Genomic DNA, 26,556 nt, shown 5'->3' with positions numbered 1-26,556 from the left:
AGCCGCACAATTCAGTCATCAAACTAGACCGCCATCACCGCACTGATTCGCCGCAGCACCATCATCGAAGCAACACGGACCACGGCCACCGTGGAATACGACAACTACACCCAGGCGATCACCCTCCGCGACGAGCTGGCTGAGCGGCTCGATATGGAGATGGAAACGGCTGACGATAGCGTCTACCAGGCACTGGCAGATCTGCGCATCGCTCTGGTGCGAGACATTGCCGATCGCGGCACCCAGCTGCCTCGACTCAGTCACCACACCCCGGCCACTACGCTGCCTGCATTGGTAGTGGCCCATCAGGTCTATGGAGATGCCGGCAGGGATGCAGATCTGATTTCACGCAACCGGATCCGCCACCCCGGTTTCGTCGTCGGCGGCAATACGTTGGAGATACTCAATGTCTGACGTGCGCCTCGAAACCAACGGCACCCGCTACGGTGGCTGGAAAGCCATCCGCATTCAGCGCGGCATCGAACAGATCAGCGGCCAATTCGAGCTGGAGCATACCGAGAAGTGGAGCGGCCAGACGACCCGCCGACCCATCCGGCCGGGCACTGCCTGCCGCATCAGCATTGATGGCGAGACTGTCATCACCGGCCATGTCGATGATGTAGATCCACAGTACAGCAGCAAGAGCCACGGCATCACCGCCAAGGGCCGTGATGCCACCGCCGACCTGGTGGACTGCTCTGCACCCTCGTTTCAATGGAAGGGGCAGACCCTGTTACAGATAGCAGAGAAGCTCTGTGCACCATTCAACATTAGTGTACGGGCAGTCACCGATACCGGTGCGGCCTTCTCCGGGCTCAAGAACAATGAAGGGGAAACCGCCTTTGAGGCGCTGGAACGTGCTGCGCGTATTCGCGGGCTATTGTTGATCACCCGGGCCGGTAGCCAACGCGCTGCCGGCAAACTAAAACTGGGCGACAACATCAAGGAGGCCAAGGGCCACTTCTCCCACCGCAACCGCTTCAGTGTTTACAAGATCAAGGGTCAGGCAGCAGGCAATGCGTTCAGTGATGCTGCCCAGGCCTACCAGATCTTCGCAACGGTGAGCGACTCAGCCATAAAACGCCACCGCCCCATGACCATCGTCTCCGACGATCCCATCGATGCCGCAGCTGCCAAAACACGCGCCACCTGGCAGCGTAACGTCAATGCAGGTCGATCCCAAAGCGTCACCTATACGGTACAGGGATGGCGCGACCAGGGCGGTGCGCTCTGGTCACCCAACTGGCTCATCCCCGTTGACGATGACTACATGGGTATTAACCAGGAGATGCTGATCATCGCCGTCACCCTGGTGCTCGATGACCGAGGCGAAAGCGCAGAGCTGACCGTGATGCTGCCCCAAGCGTTTGACCTGATCGAACTGCCCGAACCCAAAGCGGATGAGGGAGGTTTCGGTGCGTAGATTACTGGCTCCACTCACTCGCCGCCTCCGGATCATGGTCAGCCGCGCCGTCATCAACCTGGTCAACGATGGTCACGGCCTCCAGGAGGTGCAGATCACCCTGTTAGCCGACGAGACCGCAGAGGTTGAGCGGGTGCAGGAGTATGGATTCACCAGTAACCCCCAGCCAGGTGCTGAAGCGGTGGCTCTTGCCGTCGGCGGCAGCCGCGCCCACACCATTGTAATCGCCACCGATGATCGTCGCTATCGTCTCAAGGGATTGGCCTCTGGGGAGGTAGCTCTCTACGACGATATGGGCCAATCCTTCATCCTTCATCGCGACCGCATAGAGGTGACATCCCCCAAGGTGGTGATAAACAGCGACGACATCCACCTGGCAGGTGAAGGCGGTGGTCGTATTGCCCGTGTTGGTGACAAAGTTGAAGTTGGGGGCGGCTCCAGTGCCGGTCTGTGGCCAATCGTCGAAGGCTCAGAAAAGGTGAGGTGCTCATGACCGATATCGCCCTGCAGATGATCGATCAAGGCGAGGGCCGGCCGTCACTATTTGACCTGGCGCTCAACGGCGCCGACCTAGCCACCGACGACAGCCTGCAGACTGCCGTCATCATCTCGCTATTTACCGATAGACGCGCCGAGACCGATGACACCATCCCCGACGGCACCGACAACCGCCGTGGCTGGTGGACCGACACCCTGGCCGACATTGAGGGCGATCGCATCGGCTCCCGCCTCTGGCTATTGGCGCGTGAAAAACAACTTCCCGATGTGCTGGCCCGCGCCAAAGAGTATGCAGAAGAGGCCCTGCAGTGGCTGATCGATGACGGTGTCGCTAGTGCTGTCTCCGTATTGGCAACCAGCGCCGGCAGTGGTTGGCTGAATCTGCATATCAAGATCACCCGCCCCCAGGGCGATAGTGAATACCGTTTTAACACCCTCTGGGAGCACATTTAAATGCCGTTTAATAGACCCGACCTGCAGACCCAGAAAGCACGTATCGCCGGTGATATCGAGGCACGCCTGCCGGGTGCCGACGCCAAACTGCGCCGTTCGGTCAATGGTGAACTGGCCCGCGTAGTGGCAGGTGCAACCCACGGCCTCTATGGCTACCTCGACCACATTGCACAACAGGTGCTGCCCGACACCGCCGATGCCGAGCGCCTCGAGCGCTGGGCATCGGTTTGGAAGGTAGCCCGGCGTGCAGCCGTAGCCACCACCGGCAGTGTCGATTTTACCGGTACCGATGGAGTGGTGATCCCGGCAGGCACCCTGTTGCAGCGCTCCGATGGCGTGGAGTACTCCACCAGTGCCGAGGTGACCATTGCCGCCAGCACCGCTTCGGCGATTGTTACCCCCAGCCTGGCCGGCACTGATGGCAATGCCGATGCCGGGGTTACTCTCAACCTGGTCTCACCCATTGCCGGTGTGCTCTTCCAGGCCACCGTGGCCGCCGGTGGACTGAGCGGCGGCGCGGAGGGCGAGGACGATGACGGCCTGCGTTCACGTCTGCTGGTCCGCATCCAGGAACCACCCCACGGTGGTGCCGTTCACGACTACATCGCCTGGGCACTGGTAGGCCACAGCGACGTCACCCGTGTCTGGATCACCCCCCAGGAGCTGGCCGCCAACGGCGTGAGCATCCGCATCATGACCGACGACGCCACCGCCAACGCCAACGGCATCCCCGAGCAGGCCGTCATCGACGCAGTTCAAACATACATAGACGGCGTGCGCCCGGTGACTGCCGACCCCACCGTCATCGCCCCGGTGGCCATGCCGCTCGACCTCACCATCAGCGGCCTGTCACCCAACACCCAAGCCGTCAAAGACGCCGTCGAGGCCGAGATTATCGACCTGATCCAGCGCGAGGGCGAACCCGGCGGCACCCTTCTGCTCAGCCATATAAGAGAGGCGATCAGCATCGCCGCCGGTGAGGCCGATCACCTGCTCACCAACCCGGCTGCAGACATCACCCACATCGCTGGCCAGATTGCCGTACCGGGAGTGATCACATGGGCATGAGCGCCGCTCACTACCTGACCCAACTACAGGCCCTGCTGCCCCAGGGTATCGCCTGGACCCGTGAGCCCGACACCAACCTCACCGGATTATTGTCAGCCCTGGCTGAAGAGCTGGCCCGCGTCGACGGCCGGGTGGCGGCCCTGCTCGAGGAGGCGGATCCGCGCACCGCCTACGAGCCGCTCATCGACTGGGAGCGGGTTGCCGGTCTCCCCGACAGCTGCACCACCGCTGCTGATACTACGGCTGAACGGCGCGCTGTGCTCCATGCGAAATTGACCAACATCGGCGGCCAGTCCCGGCAGTTCTTTATCGACCTGGCCGCGTCTTTGGGCTATGTCATCACCATCAGCGAACTCCAGCCGTTCGTTGCCGGCAGTCAGGCCGGTGATGTGACCTCAAGCGATACCTGGCATCACGCATGGCAGGTCAATGCCCCCCGAAACCACCATCACCCAACCGACAGCGGGAGGGGCGGCTGGTGACCCCCTGCGCGACTGGGGTAACGAGATCCTCGAGTGCGCAATCAAACGACTCGGACCCGCCCACACCACACCACTCTTTGCCTACGGAGGCTGATATGCATCGAATCGATGGCCCAGGCCACAACAACAACGTTTTTACCGAGGGTGACCCACAGACCGCAACCCCTGCCACCCAGGTCACGGATGATTGGCTGAACTCTGTCCAGGAGGAGATTGCGGCAGTCATTGAGGAGGACGGTGGTGCGCTTGATAAGGCGGATAACACTCAGCTGCTGACCAAAATTCAGGCACTCATTGTTGCCAGTCAGCAGTCCGGTATTCCCAGCGGCGCAGTCATTACTTGGGGTGATGGAGCCTTGCCCACTGGCTACCTCGAGTGCAACGGTGCCGCCATTAACAGAACGACCTACAGCGACCTGTTTGCCGTTATCGGGACGGGGTTTGGCGCAGGAGATGGTTCGACAACATTCAACCTGCCGGATCTGCGCGGTGAGTTCATTCGTGGCTGGGATAACAGTCGCGGCATCGACAGTGGACGAGCACTCCGTAGCTCACAAACCGCTGACACCAGTTATTCAAGGTTCACTTCAGCACGACAAACATCGGGTGCGACAACCAGCGTAACTATACCGGTCAATGGTGAGCCGTCACCCGTCATGGTCGATGGTAATAGCATCAGTGGTGCACACGGTGTGCGATTCACCAATACCGCGCAAGGCTCAGAGACCCGCCCCGCAATATAGCACTGATGTTCTGCATCAAATATTAATAAGAGGATCGACAAAATGGCAGCGCCAATCTATCATAGCTACAACCCGGAAAGCGGCATCTATCTCGGCCCAATGACTGCCGCCATCGACCCGCTGGAGACAGAGTCAGCGGGTGAACCCGTCTACATGGCCCCACCCGCCCACGCAGTCGCCGACGCCCCACTGGGTGCCGGGGCAAACCAGGTCGACGTCTACAGCGAAGGCTGGCAACTGGCCGCCGACCACCGGGGGCACGAGTACTACCTGGCCGACGGCTCCCACCACACCATCACGGAGATAGGCATTGAGCCACCTGCAGAGGCGCTTACCCAGCTCCCCGTCACTGTCCGGTTGTTCGATGCCAAAGCAGAAAAACTCCGAGCGCTGAAAGAAGCATGCAGCAATGCGATACGTGCCGGCATCTACTCCGATGCGCTGGGCAGCAGCCATCATTACGACACCGACAAAGAGATCGACCAAATCAACTTGGTCGGTGCCGGGCTCGCAGGTGTAGATATCCTCTACACCTGCACTGAAGTCAGCAGCGGTATTAAGGCACAACGCCTCCACACCGCAGCCCATATCAATCAGGTATTCAAGGAAGCAGCCGCAGAGAAAGTCCGGCTATTGGGAGTGCTCTACGAAAGAGCAGCCCAACTCGAAGCAGTTGAAATCACCACCACAATCGAAGTGGCCCAGGCAGAGATAGAAACCATCACCTGGACCGGATAATAAAAGAGGAAGCGACAGAGGGAGTGCGCCAACACCCCCCTCTGCCGCCAACCCACAGGAAAACACCCTGTGAGCCAGCCAAGGCCTCCTCGCCCTGTACAGAGCAAGGGGAGCCTACCACAGCAGAATTAAAGGCTCACTATGAAACATCACCCAGTAGTACCCTGGATCGGCGGCAAAGGCCGTCTGATCGACTGGATCCTGCCACGCATGCCAGTCCATCAGTGCTACGTAGAAGCATTCTGCGGGGCTGCAGCGATCTTCTTTGCCAAGCCGCCCAGCGGTGTAGAGGTCATCAACGATGACCTGATCAAGATGTACAGGGTCATCCAGGCCCACCCCGAAGAGTTCGCCAGGCAGTTCAGGTATGTGCTGAGCAGCCGCCGATTCTATGAGTGGGAGCAGGAGAAGAAACCGGAAACCCTGACCGATATCCAAAGAGCGGCCCGGCTCTACTACCTGCAGAAGCTAGCATTCGGTGGCCGGGTCGATGGCCAGACCTTCGGCACGGCAACAACCGCTCCGCCACCGATCAACCTGATGAGGATGGAACAGGACGTCACACAGGCCCACTTAAGGCTAGACGGCGTCTGGGTTGAATCACTGAGCTGGGAGAAGGTAGTCGAGCGCTACGACCGACCACACAGCTTCTTCTACCTCGATCCGCCGTACTGGAAGACCGAAGGCTATGGAGTCGACTGGACGTTCGACAACTACGAGCTGATGGCCAGACTGGCTAGAGACATTGAAGGCATGCTGATGATCTCAGTCAACGACATCCCGGAGATGAGGGAAGTCTTCGACGGCCTCTACATGGACAGCAAGCCGATCAAGTACACAGTAGGAGGCGGAGGAGGATCAGAAGCCCGAGAGCTTCTGATCTGGAACGACAACACAGAGAAAGCACCAAAGCTGTCAGGCACTCAGATGTGCATGCCTGGACTATTTTAGGTATTCTGCATTTTGTTTAAGAATGCCAAAAGATTCAGATGAATCAATTATCTCAATCAGAAGCGGAAATTATCGCGCGCGGCATCATTAAGGATTTCCTAACGGATACCCATTAATGCCGGAACAGGAAAAACATCTCCGCCCTATCCGCAGTTTTGTTCTGCGGGAGGGCCGCCTCACATCAGGACAACAGCGTGCCTTCGATACAATCTGGCCGCTATTTGGTATCGAGTACCAAGACCAGCAACTTGACCTGCCCAGCCTGTTTGGCAATGACAATCTAGTCTATCTGGAGATCGGCTTTGGCAACGGTGACTCACTCGCACAGATGGCAAAAGCCAACCCTGAAATCAACTATCTAGGTATCGAGGTACACCGCCCGGGCATGGGACATCTGCTGCTGAAAATCGAAGAATTGGAACTAACCAATGTTCGTGTTATTCGAAATGATGCCGTGGATGTGCTGAAAAATGGAATAGCCAATTCTACCCTGGCCGCAGTTTTTCTCTTTTTCCCCGATCCATGGCACAAAAGAAAACACAACAAACGGCGAATACTGAATGCAACATTCGTCGAACAACTAACCCGGGTTATCAAATCAAATGGCTTTTTCCATGCAGCCACTGACTGGGAAGAGTATGCCAAACAGATGATGAGAGAGATGACCGCAGCAAACGACTACTTTAGTAACAGTACAGGCACCGGCAGCTTCCATTCGCGCCCGGACTATCGCCCTCTCACAAAATTTGAACAGCGTGGACAACGACTTGGGCTCGGCATCTGGGACCTCACTTTCCTCCGCCACTGATGGCACTCTTATGTCAGGATTGATATTCTGGCAATTTGAGAATCACGGCCTCAAGCTGATCCACATGCAACTGCCACCAAGAGAATGCATCAGCTTGGCAGGCCCTTCCGACTGCGGAAAAACCCTGTTGGTTAAGGGCCATTGCAGATCTTGACCAACACACCGGCGAAGTGATTCTGGATAACAGTGCCTAGTCGAACACTGCAGCACCTGATTGGCACCGGTGGGGCTGTTTGCTTCCCGCAGAGAGCCACTGGTGGAAAGAGATCGTGGGCAGTCAGCTCTGACCAGCTGCTGACCGTCCTAGGACTGCCTCCTGAGCCCATGGAGTGGGACACACTACGAATTCCCAGCGGCGAACGCCAACGACTCGCCCTCGCCCGTCTTTTGAGTGGAAACCCTAAATGTACTGCTGCTGGATGAACCGATATCCAACCTAGGCCAAGAGTCATGGAACTGATCCGACTCAGTGCTCTGGGCCTATCAGTTGCTGCACTTTTGGTGTTGCTGCTGGCCTTCATCTCCTGGGAGTGGAGAAACGCCTGCTGATTGCCGCTCTACGCAGTGTTATCCAGCTACTGCTCCTGGGAATGGTCCTGAAGACGCTATTCAGCCAGGCAGACCTGCTCTACATTTGGCCTTCCCCCCATCTTAATACCAAGACTTGGATGAGATAATTCATTCTAAGCGGCCCTATTCACAAAGGCCACAGGTGTAGATTCAAGGGGTCGATGCAACACCGTCATTTAGTTTATCTGCAGGAGTAGCGAAGTCCAATGTTTTTCTCGGTCGTTGATTGAGTTTTTTCGCCACGCGATCTAAGTGTGCCTGAGAGTAAATCGATAAGTCTGTTTTCTTCGGAAAGTACTGCCTCAATAGCCGATTTGTATTTTCATTGGTCCCTCTTTACCATAGACTTTGTGGGTCACAAAAGTAGACTTTTGCATCTATCGTCATAGTAAATTTCTTGTGGCCGGCAAGCTCCATCCCCCTATCCCAAGTTAATGACTGTACCAGCTTGTCTGGAAGTTTTTTAACCTGTTTCGTGAGTGCGGAAACAACCGAATTAGTCGACCCTGAAATATTCATAACGCAATGATTTATATAAAATAAGCGTCTATATTTGATAAAATAAACGTCCGGAAAGGGGTAAAAGCAGAGAAAAACTGGACGAAACAGAGGTGGATAATTGAGCAAACCCAAGATAGCCAATTCCAACCAGCAAAGTTTCCTGCACCAGAACTTACTGGATCAGCTGAACCCCAAGCATCCACTTTTGCTATTGGCCAGACAGATAGACTGGTCATATTTTGATGCTGAATTTTCCCCGCTTTATTCTCATCGTGGAAAGCCCTCAAAACCGATCCGCCTAATGGTGGGCCTCTCGATACTCAAGCATCTGGAAGACCTCAGTGACGAGGTTCTGATTCAACGCTGGATACAAAATCCCTGCTACCAGAGTTTTACGGGTGAGATCGAATTCCAATGGCAACTTCCTTGTGACTCCTCCGACCTGGCTTACTTCAGAAAGCGTATTGGCAACGAAGGTTTTGAAAAGGTCCTGGCTGCCTCTATCGCCTTACATCAAGAAAAGGCGATCGAAGATGAAATGTGTATCGACACTACCGTACAAGAGAAAAACATTACCTTTCCAACTGATGCAAAGCAGTACCGAAAGATACACGGGCAGTTACTCAAAATGGCTCGAGCAGAAGGTATCGTGCTCAGTCGAAGCCATGAGAAGGAAGTAAAAATTCTCAAGCTCCCCACCCGATTTGCCACACATCCGAGGAATCGTAAAAAGGCACGTAAGGCCGTCAAGCGATTAAAGACCATCAGCGGCCGATTACTGCGTGAAATAGAGCGTAAGATGACCGCAGAATAACAGAAATTCTATGCAGAAAAGTTCGCCCTGTACCAGCGCATGCTGAATCAGAAGCGTGCTGATAAAAACAAGTTGTACAGCCTACATGAACCTCATGTTTACTGTATGAGCAAAGGCAAGGCCCAGCAGCGTTATGAGTTTGGCACCAAGGCATCAATCACCACCACAAGGGACGCGGGCATTGTGATTGGTGCCCTGGCTTTTGAGAAGAATGTATTTGATGGTCACACCGTACCTGAGGTCTTGGCACACCAAAAGTTGATGCAGGCTGTTTTTCGAGGGCATGGCTTATATCACTAAGTGATTCTTCCTTCCGCCAACGTGACCATAGTTCTTGTTTTTGATCATCTGTGAGTCCAGGTCTGCCAAGTCTTGCCATCATATAATCCCCATAAATTGATCATTGAGTATAATGTGTTGCATCAACCCATTGAATCTACAATGGCGCGCTTTGCGTGGGGGCTCACCACTTTTTTGCTTGTATATCCTTCATGACCTCTACTTCCAGGTCACGTTCTGCTAGCAGCTTTTTGAGCCGCATGTTCTCATCCTTGACTCGCTTTAGCTCCCGCACATCTGAAACTTCCATCCCGGCATACTTGTTGCGCCAACGGTAGATCGACTGCTCCGATACGCCGTGTTTGCGTGCTGCCGCCACGGCCGTTGTTGCCTCTGCATCGCGCAGTACAGCCACGATCTGCTCATCCGAAAAATATCCCTTCTTCATCCTGGTCCTCCTCAGGTAGAGGAAAACCTAACATACCACTGGTCTAGTGTTCGGGGGGCAATCCAATTGTGCCTGCAGCTGATATACGGTGCCCGATGGTGGCAATGGCATCGGTGGAGGCCAGAAGGCAGGCATCGGCTGAACTACGGAATTTTTGGCAGGAGAGAATGGCTGCTGTCTCCTGCTGCAGACTATCGGCAATCTTCCAGTATCAGCAGATCAGTCTCTTTGGCCGCCATGCGGGCAATCAGATTATGAGTGATGTCCAGTAGTTGCTGCAGATTGAGTCCGAAGGTTGAGGCATATCTTTCGTTGGTAAAATCCAATATCTCGTGTGCATCAGCATCGATCATTTTCCCGACGTCCGGTCCTGATCTGGTGTCGGTTATTTTTGCGGTGCAGACTTTCATCCCCATTCTGGCGGCGTCATGTATCAGATCGGCCGCCATGGTGGTCATATGAGGTGCCCAGCACAACCATTGTGGGTAGGCGTTTTCTGTTACTTTGTATTACCGGAAGTGTGTATCTGATAGGTTGAGAATATTACCTTTGGCGCTGGTAAGCTGGCCTAACCGCGGGATCGTTCGTGGTGCTTTTCATCCTACCATGCTTTGAGACTGCTTCGGCGGCAATTCCGCCGGCAGCTACCAGATTGCAGGAGCCAGGAGGAGGTACCTGTGCTTCAAACTGGTCTGCTACATAACGAGTGCCATAGGCAAGCAACCAGCCCCATTGCCCTTAAAAAGGTGTGACCTGCGGCCGTTACGCAGCTCAATTCGTGTGCGTTGCCCTATTCTTGTTACGTGGGCAAGCACCAAGCCGCCCTGAGCCAGAGGTTAGTCGTCAGTCTCTTTATCTTTTTCGATCAGTGCGTAGGCTGAGTGGTTGTGAATGGATTCGAAGTTTTCCGATTCGACGATATAGGCGGTAAAGCGGTCGTCATTATTTAGCCGTCTGGCAACATCGCGAACCATATCCTCAACAAATTTTGGGTTGTCGTAGGCATACTCGGTCACATATTTTTCGTCAGGGCGCTTGAGCAGACCATAGAGTTCGCAGGAGGCCTCTTCTTCGACAATATCGATGATCTCCTCGATCCATACAAATCCATTGGTTTTTGCCTGAACAGTTACGTGAGAGCGTTGATTGTGGGCGCCTCGGTCTGAGATTTTTTTCGAACAGGGACAGAGGCTGGTGACGGGTACCACCACTTTAACAAACATGGTGGCGACGTTCTGATGAATCTCGCCAATCAGGGTGACATCATAATCGAGCAGACTTTGAACTTTGGAGATTGGGGCAATTTTGTTGATGAAATAGGGGAAGCTCATCTCTATGTGGCCGGAATTAGCTTCCAGTTTAACGGCCATTTCTGCCAGCATCTCTTTGAACGAGGCGACACCGATCTCTCTTTCGTGGGCGTTTAGAATTTCCACGAAACGGGACATGTGCGTGCCCTTGAAATTGTGCGGCAGGTTTACATACATGTTAAAGCTGGCAATGGTGTGCTGCTCGCCATCGCTTCGGTCTTTCACCCGTATCGGGTGGCGGATATCTTTGATACCGACCTTATTAATGGCTATCTGCCGGGTGTCCTCGCTGTTCTGAACGTCAGCGATATCACAGGTGGTAGTCACTTTTTGAATCCTCGGGTACTACTGTGAGCTATCTGAATAGCCTGCAGTAATGATACTGTTAAACACGTAATCTACAGCAAAAAGCCTGATCTTGAAAACTTGAAGTTTGCAGGGTTTTTCTTCGGCATTTTCCTGTACTTGGTTGTATAAGTCTAGTCGATAATTGTGAAGGTTGATATTGTCTGACGCAAGAGTTGCGTCATCTTTTTCCAGATAATGAACCCCTATCTCAGTGAGAGCGCCTGACTATATAGTCAGCTAGCCAGCGCAGTGGATCGGCTTGGACATCCAGGGAGTCCAGGCTTCTCAGGGCCTCGTGATGAAGGTGCTGCGCCATTTCCCTGGCGGCCTCCAGACCCATCAGGGATGGGTAGGTGGATTTGTCTTGTGCCTGGTCTTTCCCTTGGGTTTTGCCAAGGGCTTCCGTGTTACCCTCTATATCGAGAATATCGTCCTGAACCTGGAATGCCAGACCGATGCACTTAGCGTAATGGTCTAGGTTGCGAATCTGATTTTTATCTGCTGTTGGGGCTGCCAGCATAGCCAATTTGACGCTGGCTCTTATTAGTGCGCCAGTTTTGTGAATATGCATGTTTTCCAGCTGAGTCAGATCAATCTGCCTCCCTACGGCATCGAGATCCATTGCCTGCCCCCCCGCCATTCCACGGGAACCGCTGGCAAGAACCAGTGTCTCGATCATTTCTAGTCGGGTTTCTGCAGTGCAATCAAGGGTGGAAGCCAGACATAGAACCTTGAACGCGAGGGTCTGCAGGGCATCTCCGGTAAGAATTGCGGTAGCTTCCCCGTAAGCTTTGTGGCAGGTAGGTTTTCCCCGCCGAAGGTCGTCATTATCCATGGCGGGTAAATCGTCATGCACCAGAGAGTAGGCATGCATCAACTCTACTGCGCAGGCTGGGCCATCCAGGGTTTCGGGAGGTACATTTAGAGCCTGGCCTGCTGCGTAGACCAGTACCGGTCGGACCCGTTTTCCGCCGTTGAGGGTTGAATAGCGCATCGCTTCGTGAAGTGTTGTAGGCTGGATGTTCCTAGCCGGCAGCCACTTTTCCAGGGCCTGCTCGACACGTTTCTGGCAGCTCTGAAGATAGGGTTTCAGAGTGTCTTCAGCTGTCACTGTCGAGTGGCTCCAATCCGGCACTGACCCGCCGATCTGAAAGCACCTGTATTTTCTGTTCAGCCTCTTTAAGGGCCTGCTGGCAGGTCCGGGTCAGCTCTACCCCGCGTTCGAAGGACTTCAGAGACTCTTCCAAGGAGAGATCTCCTTGCTCCAGGGTCTCTGCAAGTGTTTCAAGTTCGGTCAGGGCCTCTTCAAATGAAGGGGCATTTTGTTCCTTTTTAGGCACGGCATAGCTCGCTGATAACGATAGAAGGTTAAACCTTACCCAGCCGTTGGATGGGGGTCAATCAATGCTTTATCTCATCTGCTTACGGGGGGCGGTATCCACACACACTAATGTGGATATTTTATTGAGAGTTTTATTATAAACTCTCACCACTATTGCCGACTTCTGGCATGGAGTCCGGGCGGCGTGTACACTTTGCACCCACGAATAGTTACATATCCTGTTTTTTCCTTTGACATCAGGCTGTTATTGACGATGACCAACAACTCCTACGATGCTTCCGATATTGAAGTCCTCAGTGGCCTGGAGCCGGTGCGCAAGCGGCCGGGGATGTACACTGATACCAGTCGGCCCAATCATCTGGCTCAGGAGGTGATCGACAATAGTGTAGACGAGGCGATAGCCGGTCATGCAACGACCATCGAGGTGATGTTGTTCAAGGATGGGTCACTGCAAGTGAAGGATGATGGGCGGGGTATGCCGGTGGATATGCACCCAAAAGAGGGTTTGCCAGGGGTTGAGGTTATCCTCAGCAAACTGCATGCTGGTGGCAAATTTTCGGATAAAAATTATCAATTTTCCGGTGGTCTCCACGGCGTCGGTGTTTCGGTTGTCAACGTGCTCTCCAAACACCTTGAAGTTTGGGTCAAGCGCGGTGGTGCTGAGTACAATATCGCTTTTGCCGATGGCTACAAGGTCTCAGATCTGGAAGAGGTGGGGACGGTTGGCAGAAATAATACCGGAACCCGGGTTCGCTTCTGGCCTAACCCCAAATATTTTGATTCCCCAAAATTCTCTTTGCGGCAGTTGCTGCATGTGTTGCGGGCCAAGGCGGTGCTCTGTCCCGGGCTGAAATTGCTGTTCACGGATGAAAATGCCGGTGAAAAATATCAATGGTGTTACCAGGATGGCTTGAGAGATTATCTTGTCGATGAGCTTCATGGGACGGAAATTCTACCGTCTCAACCTTTTATCGGCTCTATGAAAGGCAATACAGAGGTGGCGGACTGGGCTGTGGTCTGGTTGCCTGAGGGTGGCGAAGCGGTCACAGAGAGCTACGTAAACCTGATTCCCACTATCCAGGGGGGTACCCATGTCAATGGGTTGCGCTCTGGCCTCACTGAGGCGGTGCGGGAGTTCTGTGAGTTTAGAAACTTGCTTCCGAGAGGCGTCAAGCTGACTCCTGACGATGTTTGGAACGGCTGCAGCTATATTCTCTCTGTCAAGCTTATTGAGCCCCAGTTTTCCGGGCAGACAAAAGAGCGTTTATCGTCAAGAGAGTGCGCTGCTTTTGTCTCGGGTGTCGTGAAGGACTGTTTAAGTCTCTGGCTCAATCAGCACACGGAGGAGGGAGAGCAGATTGCTGAGCTGGCAATAAGCTCTGCCCAGTCTCGTCTGCGTGCCGGGCGGAAAGTACAGCGTAAAAAAGTGACTCAGGGACCGGCACTGCCGGGTAAGTTGGCGGACTGTAGTGCGGTTGATCCTCAGCGTAGCGAACTCTTTCTGGTGGAGGGCGATTCGGCAGGGGGATCCGCCAAGCAGGCTCGTGACCGGGAATTTCAGGCAATTATGCCGTTGCGGGGCAAGATTCTGAATACCTGGGAGGTTGATTCAAATGAGGTGCTGGCATCCCAGGAGGTGCATGATATTTCTGTGGCGATTGGTGTGGAGCCGGGTATCGATGATCTGAGCAAGCTGCGCTTTGGCAAGGTCTGTATTCTGGCAGATGCTGATTCTGATGGTGCCCATATTGCCACTCTGCTGTGCGCGCTTTTTTTGCGCCACTTCAGGAAACTTGTGCAGGAGGGTCATGTCTATGTTGCGATGCCGCCACTTTACCGTATCGATGCCGGGAAACAGGTTTTTTATGCCTTGGACGAAGCGGAGAAACAGGGTGTGCTCGATCGCATCGCAGCGGAAAAAATAAAGGGAAAAATCAACGTTCAACGGTTTAAAGGGTTGGGTGAAATGAATCCCTCGCAACTGAGGGAGACCACTATCCATCCAGATACCCGCCGTCTTGTGCAGTTAACGGTGAATGCCGCTGATGGCACCGACAGTACAGTGGATATGCTGCTGGCCAAAAAACGGGCATCGGATCGCAAGAGCTGGCTTCAGAAGAAGGGTGACTTGGCCGAGGTATAGTCAGTCTCCGTACGGCATTGGTGTAAATAAACGCGGAAATTGTCAAGAAGAGATGAATTTATGAAGTGAGTTTTGCGGTTCTTTATGCCCTCCGTGTTCCTTTTTGATAGTTTACGGATGGGTATCTCGAATTTGAGACTAAAACGATGCAAAAGATGAGAGTCGGTTATTTTCTATTTTCAATGCTATCTGTTGTTTTAACAGGTAGTGCATATGGGGCAAAGACGGGCCTTGAAGAGCCCCACCAGTCGCTCAACCCTAATATTGAAGAGCATGTATGGGCTGAAGAGACGATTGCTCTGCCGGATTACCCTGAGGATGAGGATCTGCTGGAGTTCGATGTTGATCTGCCGGGTTCTAGGTTTCGTTATTTTATCGATACCAAGTCCCTTGGCTATAATAAGGCAGATGGGATAGTCAGGTACACGTTGGTCATTCGTTCAAAAACGGGGGTCAACAATGTCGCCTATGAGGGGATGCGCTGCACGGCCAAAGAGTACAAGGTTTATGCCTATGGGAATGGCAAAGGTGTCTTTCGCTCCATGCGTAAGCCGCAGTGGAAACCCCTTATGGATACGTTATACACCCGCTACCGGAAGGATCTTTGGGAGTTTTACTTCTGTGCCCACAAGATGGTTGATCGCACCCCTGAAAAGATGATTGATGCGATCAAGTATGGCCGGTTTGAGCGGAGTGAAATAGGCTTTCACTGATGCTGCCGGCCATGGAGAGCGAAGCGAAGACCGGTAGTCCCTGGTGGCCGGGCAATAATAGGTTGTCGAAGATCGAGTGCATTTTGGGGACTGGGACGTCCCAAAATGCATCGCGAGATCGAAGACTCACTTGTTTTCAGCCTGCTGTGACAAGTGAAGCCAGTTTTCGTATGATCTTCCTCCAACTATTCAACTGGAAGTGTGGGTTCCGGCATTTATGGCAAGCCAAATCGATCTGAGTCTGGAAGGCATCGAACAGATGCCGCTGAAACAGTTTACTGAGAAGGCATATCTGGACTACTCCATGTACGTCATTCTCGATCGCGCCCTGCCCCATATCGGGGACGGCCTGAAACCGGTACAGCGGCGTATTATTTATGCCATGTCGGAGTTGGGGCTTTCTGCTTCCTCCAAGCACAAGAAGTCTGCCCGTACGGTGGGTGATGTGCTGGGTAAATACCATCCTCACGGTGACTCAGCCTGCTATGAAGCGATGGTGTTGATGGCCCAACCCTTCTCCTATCGTTACCCGTTGGTAGACGGTCAGGGCAACTGGGGATCGCCGGACGATCCGAAATCTTTTGCCGCCATGCGTTATACCGAGGCGCGTCTGAGACCCTATACTCAGGTGCTGCTGTCCGAGTTGGGCCATGGAACCGTCGATTGGGTGCCTAATTTTGACGGCACCATGAAAGAGCCGGTAGTGTTGCCCGCCCGCCTGCCTAACCTGCTGCTGAACGGAACGACAGGTATTGCTGTGGGTATGGCCACGGATGTTCCGCCGCACAATCTGCGGGAGGTGGCCAGTGCCTGTATCCGCCTACTGGAGAGCCCCAATTCAACTCTGGAAGAGCTGTGTGAGCATATCCAGGGGCCGGATTACCCGACTGATGCGGAGATTATCACTCCCCGTCGTGAGCTGGAGAAAACCTACCGTACCGGTACTGGCAGCATCCGTATGCGTGCGCGATATGAGCGTGAACAGGGAGATATAGTGATCACGGCACTGCCTCATCAGGTGTCAGGTGACAAGATACTGGAGCAGATTGCCTACCAGATGCAGGCGAAAAAACTGCCCATGGTTGAAGATCTGCGCGATGAGTCGGACCATGAAAACCCAACCCGTCTGGTGATTGTCCCGCGCTCCAACCGTGTGGATGTGGAACGTTTGATGTCACACCTATTTGCCTCCACCGACCTGGAGCGCACTTATCGGGTGAATATGAACGTGATCGGCCTGAACGGTCGCCCCCAGGTAAAAAATCTGCGGGATATGCTCAAGGAGTGGCTGGAGTTTCGTTTTGAGACAGTACGCCGCCGATTGGATTATCGCCTTGGCAAGGTGAATGAGCGGTTACACTTGCTGGATGGTTTGCTGGTTGCCTTTCTCAATCTAGATGAGGTGATCCGTATTGTTCGCACCGAGGATGAGCCTAAAAAGGTGCTGATGAGCCGTTTCGACCTGACAGAGATTCAGGTCGACTATATTTTGGACACCAAACTGCGTCAGCTGGCCCGGCTTGAAGAGATGAAGATCCGTGCAGAGCAGAAAGAGCTGGCCACAGAGAGAAACCGCCTGGAAAAACTGCTGAGTTCCCGGCAGCGCATGAAGACGCTGATTCGCAAGGAGGTTCAGGCCGATGCCGAAAAGTATGGTGATGGCCGACGCTCGCCCATTGTAGAGCGTTTTGCCGCAGAGGTGCTGGATGAGACTGAGCTGGCCCCCAGTGAGCCCGTGACGGTTATTCTCTCCGAGAAAGGCTGGGCGCGGACGGCCAAGGGCCATGAGATAGATCCCACCGGCCTCAACTATAAGGCTGGGGATCGGTATCTTGGCGCAGCACAGTTACGCAGTAACCAGTCAGTGGTATTTATCGATACAGCCGGGCGCAGCTACTCGGCGCTGGCTCATACTTTGCCATCTGCGCGCAGTCAGGGAGAGCCTCTGACCGGGCGGCTGTCACCGCCATCCGGCGCTCTGTTTATCGCCGTACTTGGGGGTGAATCTGACCAGTGGTATCTGATCTCATCCGATGCGGGCTATGGTTTCTTGGTGCAATATAAGGATCTGATGGCAAAGAACAAGGCGGGTAAGGCGCTGTTGACTCTGCCTAAAGGGGCCAAGGTTTTGCCCCCGGTGCCGATCACCGATATGGCGAGTGACCGTGTGGTGGCGATTACTAACGAAGGCCGCATGTTGGCTTTCCCTATCTCCGAGCTACCGGCACTTTCCCGGGGCAAGGGAAATAAGATTATCGGCATTCCGCCAAAGCGGGTGGCCAGCAGAGAAGAGTTTGTGGTGGCATTAACCTGCGTTCCTGAAGGTGCCTTACTCACGGCTGTTTCTGGCAAGCGGCACATTAACCTTAAAGGGCGTGATCTGGATCACTATCAGGGTGAGCATGGGCGCCGTGGCAGCAAATTACCCCGCGGTTTCCAGAAGGTGGATAACATCAAGGTGGGGTAGCGGGGCATTCAGTGGACAACCGCCTTAATCCGCGTCTGTTCGTGTCCTGGTGGTGGGTTATCGGTTTCTGGATGAACACTAACTATCGGTGTTCTTAGTATCAGGTGCGCTTTCCTGACTATCGCGAAGGTGTTGATTCAGTGACTGCTCAATCAGTTCGCTGATTCTGCTTTTCAGAGAGCTTTGGAGTTTCTCCCGCATGGTCTCTTCCAGGTCTATGGTTATCTGGCTTATTGTTTCAGACGTCAACTGATCGATCATCAGCGCCAGCTCGTTCTGAAGCTGTGACTTCAGCTGTTCTCGAATCGCTTTAAGCAGTGCGTCATGCATCGGCAGGTTGAGTGCAAGATTGGGTGAAGCCGGCACTGGTCCATCAGTGAATGCACTGTCCTCCTGTCCAATGGGGTTAAAGTCTACCACCTCATCGAGTATCGGAATGCCGGATGAATCCACCGCGAGAGGCGTTTCTTGTGGCTCGGCAGTGGCTGTTCGATGAAAGGGGTATTTCACTTTTATTACCGGTCTATGTTGTAGGTATTCAGAGTATAGCCCCGGTCGCGGTAGAGACGGTATCGATCACGGCCTGATTTGCGGATTTCAGGGTCGTTATCGATAAATTCCGCCACCCGTTCAAACCGGCTGAAAAACAGCGGCACCTCATTGGCAAGATTGATTAATACATCGTGCTCATCTGCCGCATCGCCACCATTGCCAATGATAATAGGGGTCATCGCCTGGTCACTCTCGCCGAGGATGCCGTGGGGTAGAAAGCTCCCCTCCCTGTAGGTCCAGAGAAGTCGGTCTATGTGTCTGGATTCAGCTTCGGAGTTGGTGTTGAGGTAGATTCGCCGGTTCGATTGCCAGGCCTTGTCTGCAATACGGCAGGCCAGTTGGTATCGGTCACCTTTGGCTTGGTCGCCCAGAATGTAGAAATCAACCTGGGTCATTTACCGAGACCACAACGCTTCAGCAGAAACTCGGATAGCATGGGGACGGGGCGGCCCGTCGCTCCTTTCTGGGCGCCGCTTTTCCATGCAGTGCCTGCAATGTCCAGGTGAGCCCATTTATACTTCTTGGTGAAGCGCGACAGGAAGCAGCCGGCAGTGATGGTGCCACCTCCTTTACCGCCAATGTTTGCTATATCGGCAAAGTTGCTGTCCAGTTGCTCCTGGTAGTCATCCCAAAGCGGCAGTTGCCAGGCACGGTCACCGCTGCTCTCACCTGCTGCCAGCAGTTCATTCACCAGCGCATCGTCAGTTCCCAGCAACCCTGAAGCGTGGGCTCCCAAAGCCACTACGCAAGCCCCGGTGAGGGTGGCAATATCGATTACTGCGGCGGGGTTGAATCGTTCGGTATAGGTGAGCGCATCGCAGAGGATCAGGCGTCCTTCCGCATCGGTATTGAGTATCTCAATGGTTTGCCCTGACATGCTGGTGACTATGTCCCCGGGTTTGTTGGCGTCGCCATCCGGCAGGTTTTCCGAAGAGGGTACAATGCCGACTAGGTTGATCGGTAACGCCATCTCCACACAAGCGGCCATAGTGCCCAGCACGCTGGCGGCGCCGCACATATCGTATTTCATCTCATCCATGCCTGCGGAAGGCTTGATCGAAATGCCGCCGGCATCAAAAGTAAGGCCTTTGCCTACCAGGACCACCGGCTTACTCTTATCGCTGCTCCCTTTGTATTCCATAACAATCAACTTTGCCGGTTGCCTGCTGCCCCGGGAGACTGAAAGAAGGGCTCTCATGCCCAATCCTTCCATCTGCTTCTCGTCAAGGATTTTCACCTTCAGCTTAGGCGATTGACGGCCAAGGGCGAGTGCCTCTTTGGCCAGGTAGCTTGGTGTGCAGATATTACCGGGCAGATTGGCGAGGGTCTTTGCCAGGGATGTGCCCCGGGCGATGGCGCAACCATGAGCGATAGCCTGTTCGGCACGCTTGGCACTGCGGCGATCGCCGATAAACAGCCCCATCTTTTTCAGTGGGCGCTTTATTTCCTCCACGTTGCTTTTGCACTGATCGAAGCGGTAGAATTGCCGTTCAATCGTGGTAACCGATTCCCGCATCTGGGTGTAGATGTCGCTTCCCTGCGGCTCTACAAGGGAGAGCGTATTGGCGGCTTCCGTGGTGTGGCTTTCGCTTAGAATAGTGGCGCTCTTGGCCATCGCCTTGCGATAGGCTGAAAGATCAAAATCCTTTTTTGCCCCCAACCCAATCAGTAATACCCGTTCAGCGCGGATGCCTGGGACATCGTAGAGCATCAGGAATTGACCGCTTTTGCCATCCATGTCGCCTTTCTTCAGAATTCTCCCCAGAAAGCTTTTGCTGGCTTTGTCTACGGTGATTGCAGGTTCAGAAAGATTGCGCTTGGAGAAGATGCCGAGGACTAGGCAGGCCGTACGCAGTTTGCTGGGATCACCGGATCTCAGAGGGTATTCCATAAAAGACTCCTGAATAATCATTCTGTGCCGGATTCCGGCACCACTATGGATAGTTTACAAGAACTGCTGCTGTTTGGCACAGGTGCCAGGGCCATGTTCAGCAGTCAGATTGATAGGCTGAGACAGAAACTATTGTATTCTAATGCTCTGAGGTAGAATGCCCCCGGTTCCAAGGGGGAATATCGTGTTCCAGTTTTTAAGCCGTATAATTGCCTGACGTAATCTATGCTACCCATTATTGACCGCTATATATTGCGGGAAGCCAGCAAATCCTTTCTTGCCATCCTGACGGTGCTGATGCTGATCGTCGTTAGTCAGAGCTACATCAGCATTCTCGAAGATGCAGCCTCCGGTATTATCAGCAACGAAGTGCTGATGCGACTGCTCGGCCTTGAGGTGCTTCAGGTACTTGGCCCAGTGGCTCCTCCCACTTTTTTCTTCTCTATTCTGTATACGCTCGGTCGTATGTACCGGGATAGCGAGATGACTGCACTGGCTGCGGGAGGAGTGGGGACTTTCAGGGTGTTTCGCTCGTTTCTCCTGATGGCGCTGCCGGTTACAGCACTAGTCGCCTGGCTTACCATAAGCCTGCTTCCCTGGGTCAACCAGAACAAGGAAGAGACCATACAGAGTCAGCAGGATGAGTCGGCAGAGCTGGGAACGGCGGTGGCGGGTCGCTTTAATGAGTTCAGTCAGGGTGACCTGCTGTTTTATGTTGAGTCCATATCCGATGACAAAAGCCGGATGCGGAATATTTTTATCCAGAACAGAAAACATGGGAAGCTGGGGTTGGTGACTGCGGCAGAGGGTTACCAATATGTAGATAAAGAGACAGGCGGGCTCTACCTGGTATTGAATGACGGCTACAGATATGAGGGGTCGCCGGGTAACAGCGCATACACCGTTGGGGATTACGAGAAGTATGCGATTCGCATTGGTGAAGGTAAAAAAGCGGTTAAGGCGTTGCCGCCAAAGGCGCTTCCAAGCGGGTATCTGATGCGCTCGGAAAAAATCAGTGAGCTGTCGGAGTTTCAATATCGCTTGATATTCCCCACAGCTATTATTGTTTTCACCATTCTTTGTGTTCCTTTGAGTAAATCACTGCCGCGTGAAGGCATATACGGTAGTCTGATGCTGGCTATTTTGTTCTATTTTATTTTTCTTAACCTTCAGGCCGTTTCAGGCAATTGGATGGTGGCAGGCATCACGCCGGTCTGGTTAGGGCGATGGTGGGTGCATCCGTTTATGCTGACTCTTGGCGGTTTGGTGATACTCTACAAGTCCCATCGTTTTACCGCTGCAATGGCCAGCCGCTTCAGGGGTAAGAGACCGTGAAGCTGCTAGATCGATATATCAGGCATACAGTGGTTGGGAATATTCTGATTACCCTTCTGGTACTGCTTATTCTGGCCGGTTTTTTTACCTTGATAGATGAGCTGGGTGACATTGGACAGGGTGACTACACGACGCAAGACGCTTTTCTCTATGTACTGCTTATTCTTCCCCGGCGAGCCTATGAAATCTTCCCCATGGGAGTATTGCTCGGTAGCCTGATCGGGCTGGGCAGACTGGCAAGTAACTCTGAACTGATCGCCATGCGCTCTGCCGGAGTTTCTCTGGCGCGGATTATTGTCTCGGTGCTGAAATCCGGTCTGCTGGTGATTTTTCTGGTATTGCTGATCGGTGAGGTGGTTGCACCGAATACTGAGCAGTATGCGGAACGCATGCGGGCCGAGAAGATATCGAAACAGATTACAATGAAATCGCGTTATGGCTTCTGGGCCAGGGACGGGCACTCATTTGTCAATATACGGAAAATTCTGCCAGGCTCACAGCTGCAGGATATCTACATTTATGAGTTTTCCGAGAAGCGTGAGCTGGAGGTGGCAACCCATGCCGGATTTGCCCAATATCAGGGCGATCATTGGCTGCTGAAAGAGATTGACCAGACTCGGTTTACCAAGGATGGTGTCGTGAGCCGAAAGCTGGAGCAGGCGACTTGGGACTCACTGCTGAATCCGTCTCTGCTTGATGTGGTTGTGGTGCGGCCTACTATGCTGCCGGTGTGGGGCTTGTACCGATATATCGGTTTTATGCACGACAATGGGCAGGAGGCGGTCACCTATGAAGTTGCCTTCTGGAGTAAAATTATTTCACCGCTGGTGACGCTGATAATGGTTTTTCTTGCCGTCCCTTTTGTCTTTGGCGTACTGCGTTCAGTGGGCATTGGTCAGCGGATCTTTGCCGGCGCCCTGTTGGGGATCACTTTTTTTCTGCTGAACAAGGTGTTTGGCCAAATGGCGATCGTCTACGGCCTCAACCCGCTGTTTGCCGCAGCAGTGCCAGGACTGATATTCCTCTCTTTTGGCGTCTGGTTCGTCCGCAAAATTCACTGAACAATAAGCCGTCTACTTTTTAGAGCTGTTTTTTCCAGCATAACCATTTGAGTCCCGGAGAGCCGGTCGTGCCAGGTCAATCCATCCTGGTCACCTAGCATCCATAGAAAGCCAAGGCCCATTGGCAGCCATGAGAGGATCGCGCAAAAGAGACGAATCAGTGCATTTTTAAGGTTGAGCGGCATACCGTCCTGTCGGATTACCATTATCTTCCAGGTCCGCATGCCCAGCGTCTGGCCGCCATGTGTCCAGAAGCCGATAAAGAAAAATAGTGGCGCAAGGGCAATCCAAAGTTTGAACAGCACGTTTTCCGAGATGTGGAGCGCCGCCTCCTTACCGCCAATAGAGGCGGCGAGGAGCATGGCCAGCGCGGCCGCCAATAGTAGCAGTCCCACTACCAAAAAGCTGTCATAAACAATGGCCGCCAAGCGGCGTGGGAGTCCTGGGCTAATGGCGTTGCTGATATCAATTGGCTTTGGATCGTTCATCTGGCCTCATTTTTATTTATTTAAGTTGTATTTTTTTGTCGGACGGACACGCTACCGTGTTGTTGGGAGTAAACTATCAATCAATTCCTCAATGTATCAGATTGAAACAGTATTGGGGATAACCTTGCTGTACCGCGCAATCCCCCGTATTTTATTTTTATCCCTTTAAGGGCAAAATTTACTCGCTACCGGCGATGGAGAGATAATTGGACTCCCCTCACCCTAAAACAGAAACTGGTTGCCCTTAAAGCAAAGAATGGGAGCCCAATAAACGAAGAAAACGACTACAGGTGTAGATTTAGCCAAAAAAGTTATCCGGGTGTGCGTTGTCAAGGGACCTGAGATAGTTACCAATGATGAAATGGCATCAGGGGAATTTGCATCCTGTCTGGTCATGGCTAAACTAGCGATTGCCGTGTTCGAACCTTGTGCGATTTCCAACTACTGGAAGCAAGTGGCTAAGGACAATGGTCATGATGCCCACATTATATCAGCCAAGCTTGTTTCTCAGATAAGGTAAAATCAAAAGGCCGATAAAAATGATGCCTTGGCCATCGTACAGGCTAGTCAGCTTGTTGATATTAAATTCATCAATGGCAAGACTTTTGAGCAACAAGAGCAGTCCATCATGAGAATGTACGTGTGTCATCAAGAAGAGGTGGATTAGGTGGCACAGTTCAAGGGGTGCTTGAAGACGCAGAGAAAAGGTTTTGCATAGCAGTTTCGCCAGGCATTGAATGCAATATGGAGACTTTACTTACCGACGGTTAAAAACATAGCGGAAAAGGATAGGCTATTGGCACAGGCCATCAAGGCACACCCGGAATGTGAGAAGTTGCGGGCGGCACTAGAGGTTGTGTCTACGATAAATGCTGTTAATCTCTATATTGCGATAGGCTGCGGTGAAGCTGGTACATTTAAAATGGGAAGGGATGCATCAGCATGCATCGGATTGACGCGGCTTCAGCATTCCAGTGGTGGAAAACAAATTTTGGTACTATCGGGAGATTGACGAAGAATATTGACATGAGGAGTTATCTTGTGAATGGTGCGATGTCCGTTATCAACCATGTTGACAAACGAGAACCGCAAACAAAACGGTCAGGACGGCATTTGCCCTATTGACGGAAGGTACAGAATATAAAGCTGAGCCGTTATTGGCTTAAGCGTAACAATCACTAACAAAAAGCTTCTTAACGTAGATGACAAATCAACTGTAAGAGTCAGTGCTTCGCACAGAGCAAACAAACTTGCTGGAGAGATTTAACCATACAGTTCGCGTAAAAATCATTGGGCCTGGGTTAGCTGCCAAAATTAGAGTTCGCACATAAGCACGCATTTATTTTATTATCCTATATTTTAATCATTTCGTTGTTGACAGAGGGGAGTCCACATAAGCGAAGTGGCGCGTACGCAGGATGGCCTGGGCAATATAGACTGTCGAAGATTGAGTGCATTTTGGGGACCGGGATGCCCCAAAATGCATCACGAGATCGAAAACACACTTGGTGCATGCACAGATTGATGTATCGCTGATACTGGAAAGTGAGGGCTGCCCCCTCCCCAGTTCGAGGTGGTGGTTCATGGCGTGGAGGCCGGCTAGGCCTCATGGCCAATCATTCGGATTCGATGAATCAGGATGTGCTGTATCGGTTAATGGATGACACTGAGCTTGTGTGTTGAGAACAGCAGGTACTTGGCTTAGCGAGACTATCCTGAATTCTGTGTAATTGCCTATCATTAAACCCAAACAAGGGAGAGGACAGGCAGCTGATCGACAAGAAAGAGCTCCAGGCGATAGCCCAGGCGGCCGCTAAAAACATCAAAACTGAAGAAGATCTCAACGAGTTTCGGCAAATGCTGACCAGGATCACGGTCGAGGCAGCACTCAATGCTGAACTGGCTGATCATCTTGGCTTTGCCAAGCATCAACAATCCGAAGCGAGTAATAGCCGCAACGGCACTACCAGCAAGACCTTGCAAACGGAAGATGGCTAGTTTGAACTGGATACCCCGCGAGATAGAGCGGGCAGCTTTGAACCTCAGCTAGTTAAGAAGCACCAGCGTCGATTTACCTCAATGGATGACAAGATCCTCTTCTTGTATGCCCAAGGTATGACAACCCGCGAAATCGTCACGATATTCAAGGAGATGTATGGGGCCGATGTCTCTGCCACACTCATATCCAAAGTCACTGATGCAGTTATCGAACAGGTTGTTGAATGGCAATCTCGCCTCCTGGATGCGATTTGTCCTATTATTTATCTGGACTGCATTGTCGTTAAAATCAGGCAAGACAAGAAAGTGATCAACAAAGCGATTTACCTCGCTCTGGGCGTTAACCTGGAAGGCCACAAGGAATTATTAGGGATGTGGCTATCGGAGAATGAGGGGGGGCCAAATTCTGGCTGAACGTGTTGACAGAGCTTCAAAACCGCGGTGTGAAGGATATTTTGATTGCCTGTGTCGATGGCTTAAAAGGCTTTCCTGATGCCATCAACATGGCCTTTCCGGATACCCAGATTCAGCTCTGTATCGTGCATATGGTACGGAACTCGATGAAGTACGTGCCTTGGAAAGACTACAAGCCTGTCACGGCTGATTTGAAAAAGATTTACCAGTCCATCACCGAGGAAGAAGCCTTATTGGCGCTGGATAAATTCTCTGACCGATGGGACAACAAGTATCCCCGGATCAGCCGCTCCTGGCGTGCCCATCGGCAGAATATCAACACGCTGTTCAGCTACCCGGAGGACAAACGAAAAGTGATCTGCACGAACAACACCATTAGCCGCTGAACAGCGTCATTCGCAAAGTGATCAAAAAACGGAAATTATTTCCAACCGATGACTCGGCAAAGAAGGTAATCTATCTGGCAATCCAGGCCGCATCGAAAAAGTGGACAATGCCGATCCGTCATTGGAAACCAGCACTGAATAGATTTATGATTGAGTTCGTAGAACGCTTAGCGGTATATATTTAACCCTGGCTGTTACACAGAAAACTTTACAGGCTCGGCTTAGCCGCTTGGGTTCATCTGATTTCCACGCTTTCCAGCCAACTGAAAATCCCCGTTTCCCCTGACCGATGCAACAGAGACTGGCGACAGTTCCTTTTGGCCGTCATAATG

Annotated in this window: 27 protein-coding genes and 5 pseudogenes; 21 read left to right on the top strand and 11 right to left on the bottom strand. The window is 52.8% G+C overall.

Features of this window, described 5'->3' with window-relative positions; all coding sequences use genetic code 11:
• Nucleotides 1-90: 90 nt before the first annotated feature.
• The 12 genes and pseudogenes from MN084_RS14280 to MN084_RS19880 all read left to right on the top strand — a co-directional run bounded on the left by MN084_RS14280 (nucleotide 91) and on the right by MN084_RS19880 (nucleotide 7,841).
• On the top strand, nucleotides 91-414 hold the full coding sequence (locus MN084_RS14280) for a hypothetical protein (protein WP_241087415.1): 324 nt from the start codon (nucleotides 91-93) through the stop codon (nucleotides 412-414).
• Nucleotides 407-613, top strand: a pseudogene (locus MN084_RS14275) (phage baseplate assembly protein); the annotation flags it as partial. The gene MN084_RS14280 and the pseudogene MN084_RS14275, both read left to right, overlap by 8 nt.
• A 75-nt stretch (nucleotides 614-688) precedes the next feature.
• Nucleotides 689-1,423 carry a phage baseplate assembly protein gene (locus MN084_RS14270; protein WP_241087417.1) on the top strand — a complete coding sequence of 245 codons (735 nt, stop codon included), beginning with the start codon at nucleotides 689-691 and terminating at the stop codon, nucleotides 1,421-1,423.
• Nucleotides 1,416-1,916 carry a phage baseplate assembly protein V gene (locus tag MN084_RS14265; protein ID WP_241087418.1) on the top strand — a complete coding sequence of 167 codons (501 nt, stop codon included), beginning with the start codon at nucleotides 1,416-1,418 and terminating at the stop codon, nucleotides 1,914-1,916. The genes MN084_RS14270 and MN084_RS14265 overlap by 8 nt, the downstream gene beginning before the upstream one ends.
• Nucleotides 1,913-2,374 (top strand): phage GP46 family protein, encoded by a 462-nt coding sequence (locus MN084_RS14260; RefSeq protein ID WP_241087476.1) that lies wholly within the window; start codon nucleotides 1,913-1,915, stop codon nucleotides 2,372-2,374. Before MN084_RS14265 ends, MN084_RS14260 begins: the two co-directional genes overlap by 4 nt.
• Nucleotides 2,375-3,442 (top strand): baseplate J/gp47 family protein, encoded by a 1,068-nt coding sequence (locus MN084_RS14255; RefSeq protein WP_241087419.1) that lies wholly within the window; start codon nucleotides 2,375-2,377, stop codon nucleotides 3,440-3,442.
• A complete protein-coding gene (locus MN084_RS14250; RefSeq protein ID WP_241087420.1) occupies nucleotides 3,433-3,924 on the top strand; it encodes a YmfQ family protein in 492 nt (163 codons plus the stop codon). The genes MN084_RS14255 and MN084_RS14250 overlap by 10 nt, the downstream gene beginning before the upstream one ends.
• Nucleotides 3,925-4,019: 95 nt before the next feature.
• Nucleotides 4,020-4,667, top strand: coding sequence for a phage tail protein (locus MN084_RS14245; protein WP_241087421.1), 648 nt, complete (start codon nucleotides 4,020-4,022; stop codon nucleotides 4,665-4,667).
• Nucleotides 4,668-4,709: 42 nt separating this feature from the next.
• Complete coding sequence (locus tag MN084_RS14240; RefSeq protein ID WP_241087422.1) at nucleotides 4,710-5,405, top strand: DUF4376 domain-containing protein; 696 nt, start codon at nucleotides 4,710-4,712, stop codon at nucleotides 5,403-5,405.
• 141 nt (nucleotides 5,406-5,546) lie between these two features.
• Nucleotides 5,547-6,356 (top strand): DNA adenine methylase, encoded by an 810-nt coding sequence (locus MN084_RS14235; RefSeq protein WP_241087423.1) that lies wholly within the window; start codon nucleotides 5,547-5,549, stop codon nucleotides 6,354-6,356.
• A 115-nt stretch (nucleotides 6,357-6,471) separates the two neighbouring features.
• Nucleotides 6,472-7,164 carry a tRNA (guanosine(46)-N7)-methyltransferase TrmB gene (trmB, locus tag MN084_RS14230; RefSeq protein WP_241087424.1) on the top strand — a complete coding sequence of 231 codons (693 nt, stop codon included), beginning with the start codon at nucleotides 6,472-6,474 and terminating at the stop codon, nucleotides 7,162-7,164.
• Between the two features lie 530 nt (nucleotides 7,165-7,694).
• Nucleotides 7,695-7,841, top strand: coding sequence for an ABC transporter permease (locus MN084_RS19880; protein ID WP_241087425.1), 147 nt, complete (start codon nucleotides 7,695-7,697; stop codon nucleotides 7,839-7,841).
• 43 nt (nucleotides 7,842-7,884) lie between these two features.
• Here the strand turns inward: MN084_RS19880 and MN084_RS14225 are convergent.
• A pseudogene (locus MN084_RS14225) lies at nucleotides 7,885-8,235 on the bottom strand (IS30 family transposase); the annotation flags it as partial.
• A 118-nt stretch (nucleotides 8,236-8,353) separates the two neighbouring features.
• Between MN084_RS14225 and MN084_RS14220 the strand changes: the two are divergent.
• Together MN084_RS14220 and MN084_RS14215 are read left to right on the top strand one after the other, a co-directional pair.
• The gene (locus MN084_RS14220) at nucleotides 8,354-9,049 is read left to right on the top strand and encodes a transposase (protein ID WP_330178126.1); all 696 of its coding nucleotides are present in this window, start codon (nucleotides 8,354-8,356) and stop codon (nucleotides 9,047-9,049) included.
• 39 nt (nucleotides 9,050-9,088) lie between these two features.
• Entirely contained in the window at nucleotides 9,089-9,349 is a 261-nt protein-coding gene (locus MN084_RS14215) for a hypothetical protein (protein ID WP_330178125.1), read from the top strand.
• Here the strand turns inward: MN084_RS14215 and MN084_RS19875 are convergent.
• The 6 genes and pseudogenes from MN084_RS19875 to MN084_RS14190 all read right to left on the bottom strand — a co-directional run.
• Nucleotides 9,297-9,428 (bottom strand): annotated as a pseudogene (locus MN084_RS19875) (IS30 family transposase); the annotation flags it as partial. The gene MN084_RS14215 and the pseudogene MN084_RS19875 sit on opposite strands and share 53 nt — an antisense overlap.
• 84 nt (nucleotides 9,429-9,512) lie before the next feature.
• Entirely contained in the window at nucleotides 9,513-9,776 is a 264-nt protein-coding gene (locus MN084_RS14210) for a transposase (RefSeq protein WP_241087427.1), read from the bottom strand.
• Between the two features lie 191 nt (nucleotides 9,777-9,967).
• Complete coding sequence (locus MN084_RS14205) at nucleotides 9,968-10,225, bottom strand: hypothetical protein (protein WP_241087428.1); 258 nt, start codon at nucleotides 10,223-10,225, stop codon at nucleotides 9,968-9,970.
• 387 nt (nucleotides 10,226-10,612) lie between these two features.
• Nucleotides 10,613-11,413, bottom strand: a complete 801-nt coding sequence (folE2, locus tag MN084_RS14200) for a GTP cyclohydrolase FolE2 (RefSeq protein WP_241087429.1) — start codon at nucleotides 11,411-11,413, stop codon at nucleotides 10,613-10,615.
• Nucleotides 11,414-11,642: 229 nt separating this feature from the next.
• Nucleotides 11,643-12,545 carry a (2E,6E)-farnesyl diphosphate synthase gene (ispA, locus tag MN084_RS14195; protein WP_241087430.1) on the bottom strand — a complete coding sequence of 301 codons (903 nt, stop codon included), beginning with the start codon at nucleotides 12,543-12,545 and terminating at the stop codon, nucleotides 11,643-11,645.
• Complete coding sequence (locus tag MN084_RS14190; RefSeq protein WP_241087431.1) at nucleotides 12,535-12,774, bottom strand: exodeoxyribonuclease VII small subunit; 240 nt, start codon at nucleotides 12,772-12,774, stop codon at nucleotides 12,535-12,537. The genes ispA and MN084_RS14190 overlap by 11 nt, the downstream gene beginning before the upstream one ends.
• Before the next feature lie 255 nt (nucleotides 12,775-13,029).
• On the opposite strand from MN084_RS14190, the gene parE reads away from it, so the two are divergent.
• From parE to parC, 3 genes are all read left to right on the top strand, one after another.
• Nucleotides 13,030-14,919, top strand: coding sequence for a DNA topoisomerase IV subunit B (gene parE, locus MN084_RS14185; protein ID WP_241087432.1), 1,890 nt, complete (start codon nucleotides 13,030-13,032; stop codon nucleotides 14,917-14,919).
• 146 nt (nucleotides 14,920-15,065) lie between these two features.
• Entirely contained in the window at nucleotides 15,066-15,632 is a 567-nt protein-coding gene (locus tag MN084_RS14180; protein WP_241087433.1) for a CNP1-like family protein, read from the top strand.
• 217 nt (nucleotides 15,633-15,849) lie between these two features.
• On the top strand, nucleotides 15,850-18,099 hold the full coding sequence (gene parC, locus MN084_RS14175; protein WP_241087434.1) for a DNA topoisomerase IV subunit A: 2,250 nt from the start codon (nucleotides 15,850-15,852) through the stop codon (nucleotides 18,097-18,099).
• 78 nt (nucleotides 18,100-18,177) lie between these two features.
• Here parC and MN084_RS14170 read toward each other — a convergent pair whose 3' ends face one another.
• The 3 genes from MN084_RS14170 to MN084_RS14160 are packed head-to-tail and all read right to left on the bottom strand — an operon-like array spanning nucleotide 18,178 to nucleotide 20,542.
• The gene (locus MN084_RS14170; RefSeq protein WP_330178124.1) at nucleotides 18,178-18,609 is read right to left on the bottom strand and encodes a hypothetical protein; all 432 of its coding nucleotides are present in this window, start codon (nucleotides 18,607-18,609) and stop codon (nucleotides 18,178-18,180) included.
• A 5-nt stretch (nucleotides 18,610-18,614) separates the two neighbouring features.
• Nucleotides 18,615-19,046 (bottom strand): DNA polymerase III subunit chi, encoded by a 432-nt coding sequence (locus tag MN084_RS14165; RefSeq protein ID WP_241087436.1) that lies wholly within the window; start codon nucleotides 19,044-19,046, stop codon nucleotides 18,615-18,617.
• Complete coding sequence (locus MN084_RS14160) at nucleotides 19,043-20,542, bottom strand: leucyl aminopeptidase (protein ID WP_241087437.1); 1,500 nt, start codon at nucleotides 20,540-20,542, stop codon at nucleotides 19,043-19,045. Before MN084_RS14160 ends, MN084_RS14165 begins: the two co-directional genes overlap by 4 nt.
• A 225-nt stretch (nucleotides 20,543-20,767) precedes the next feature.
• Between MN084_RS14160 and lptF the strand changes: the two genes are divergently transcribed.
• A complete protein-coding gene (lptF, locus tag MN084_RS14155; RefSeq protein WP_241087438.1) occupies nucleotides 20,768-21,877 on the top strand; it encodes an LPS export ABC transporter permease LptF in 1,110 nt (369 codons plus the stop codon).
• Complete coding sequence (lptG, locus tag MN084_RS14150) at nucleotides 21,874-22,938, top strand: LPS export ABC transporter permease LptG (RefSeq protein WP_241087439.1); 1,065 nt, start codon at nucleotides 21,874-21,876, stop codon at nucleotides 22,936-22,938. Before lptF ends, lptG begins: the two co-directional genes overlap by 4 nt.
• Here the strand turns inward: lptG and MN084_RS14145 are convergent.
• Nucleotides 22,932-23,426, bottom strand: a complete 495-nt coding sequence (locus tag MN084_RS14145; protein WP_241087440.1) for an RDD family protein — start codon at nucleotides 23,424-23,426, stop codon at nucleotides 22,932-22,934. The two genes, lptG and MN084_RS14145, sit on opposite strands and share 7 nt — an antisense overlap.
• A gap of 313 nt (nucleotides 23,427-23,739) precedes the next feature.
• Between MN084_RS14145 and MN084_RS14140 the strand changes: the two are divergent.
• Nucleotides 23,740-24,592 (top strand): annotated as a pseudogene (locus tag MN084_RS14140) (transposase).
• 607 nt (nucleotides 24,593-25,199) lie between these two features.
• Nucleotides 25,200-26,409 (top strand): annotated as a pseudogene (locus tag MN084_RS14135) (IS256 family transposase).
• Nucleotides 26,410-26,556: the final 147 nt, after the last annotated feature.

Origin of the sequence: Candidatus Vondammii sp. HM_W22, assembly GCF_022530855.2 — a bacterium.
In the GTDB taxonomy this organism is placed as follows: Bacteria; Pseudomonadota; Gammaproteobacteria; order Chromatiales; family Chromatiaceae; genus Vondammii.
This window is presented reverse-complemented; position numbering and strand designations above follow the sequence as displayed.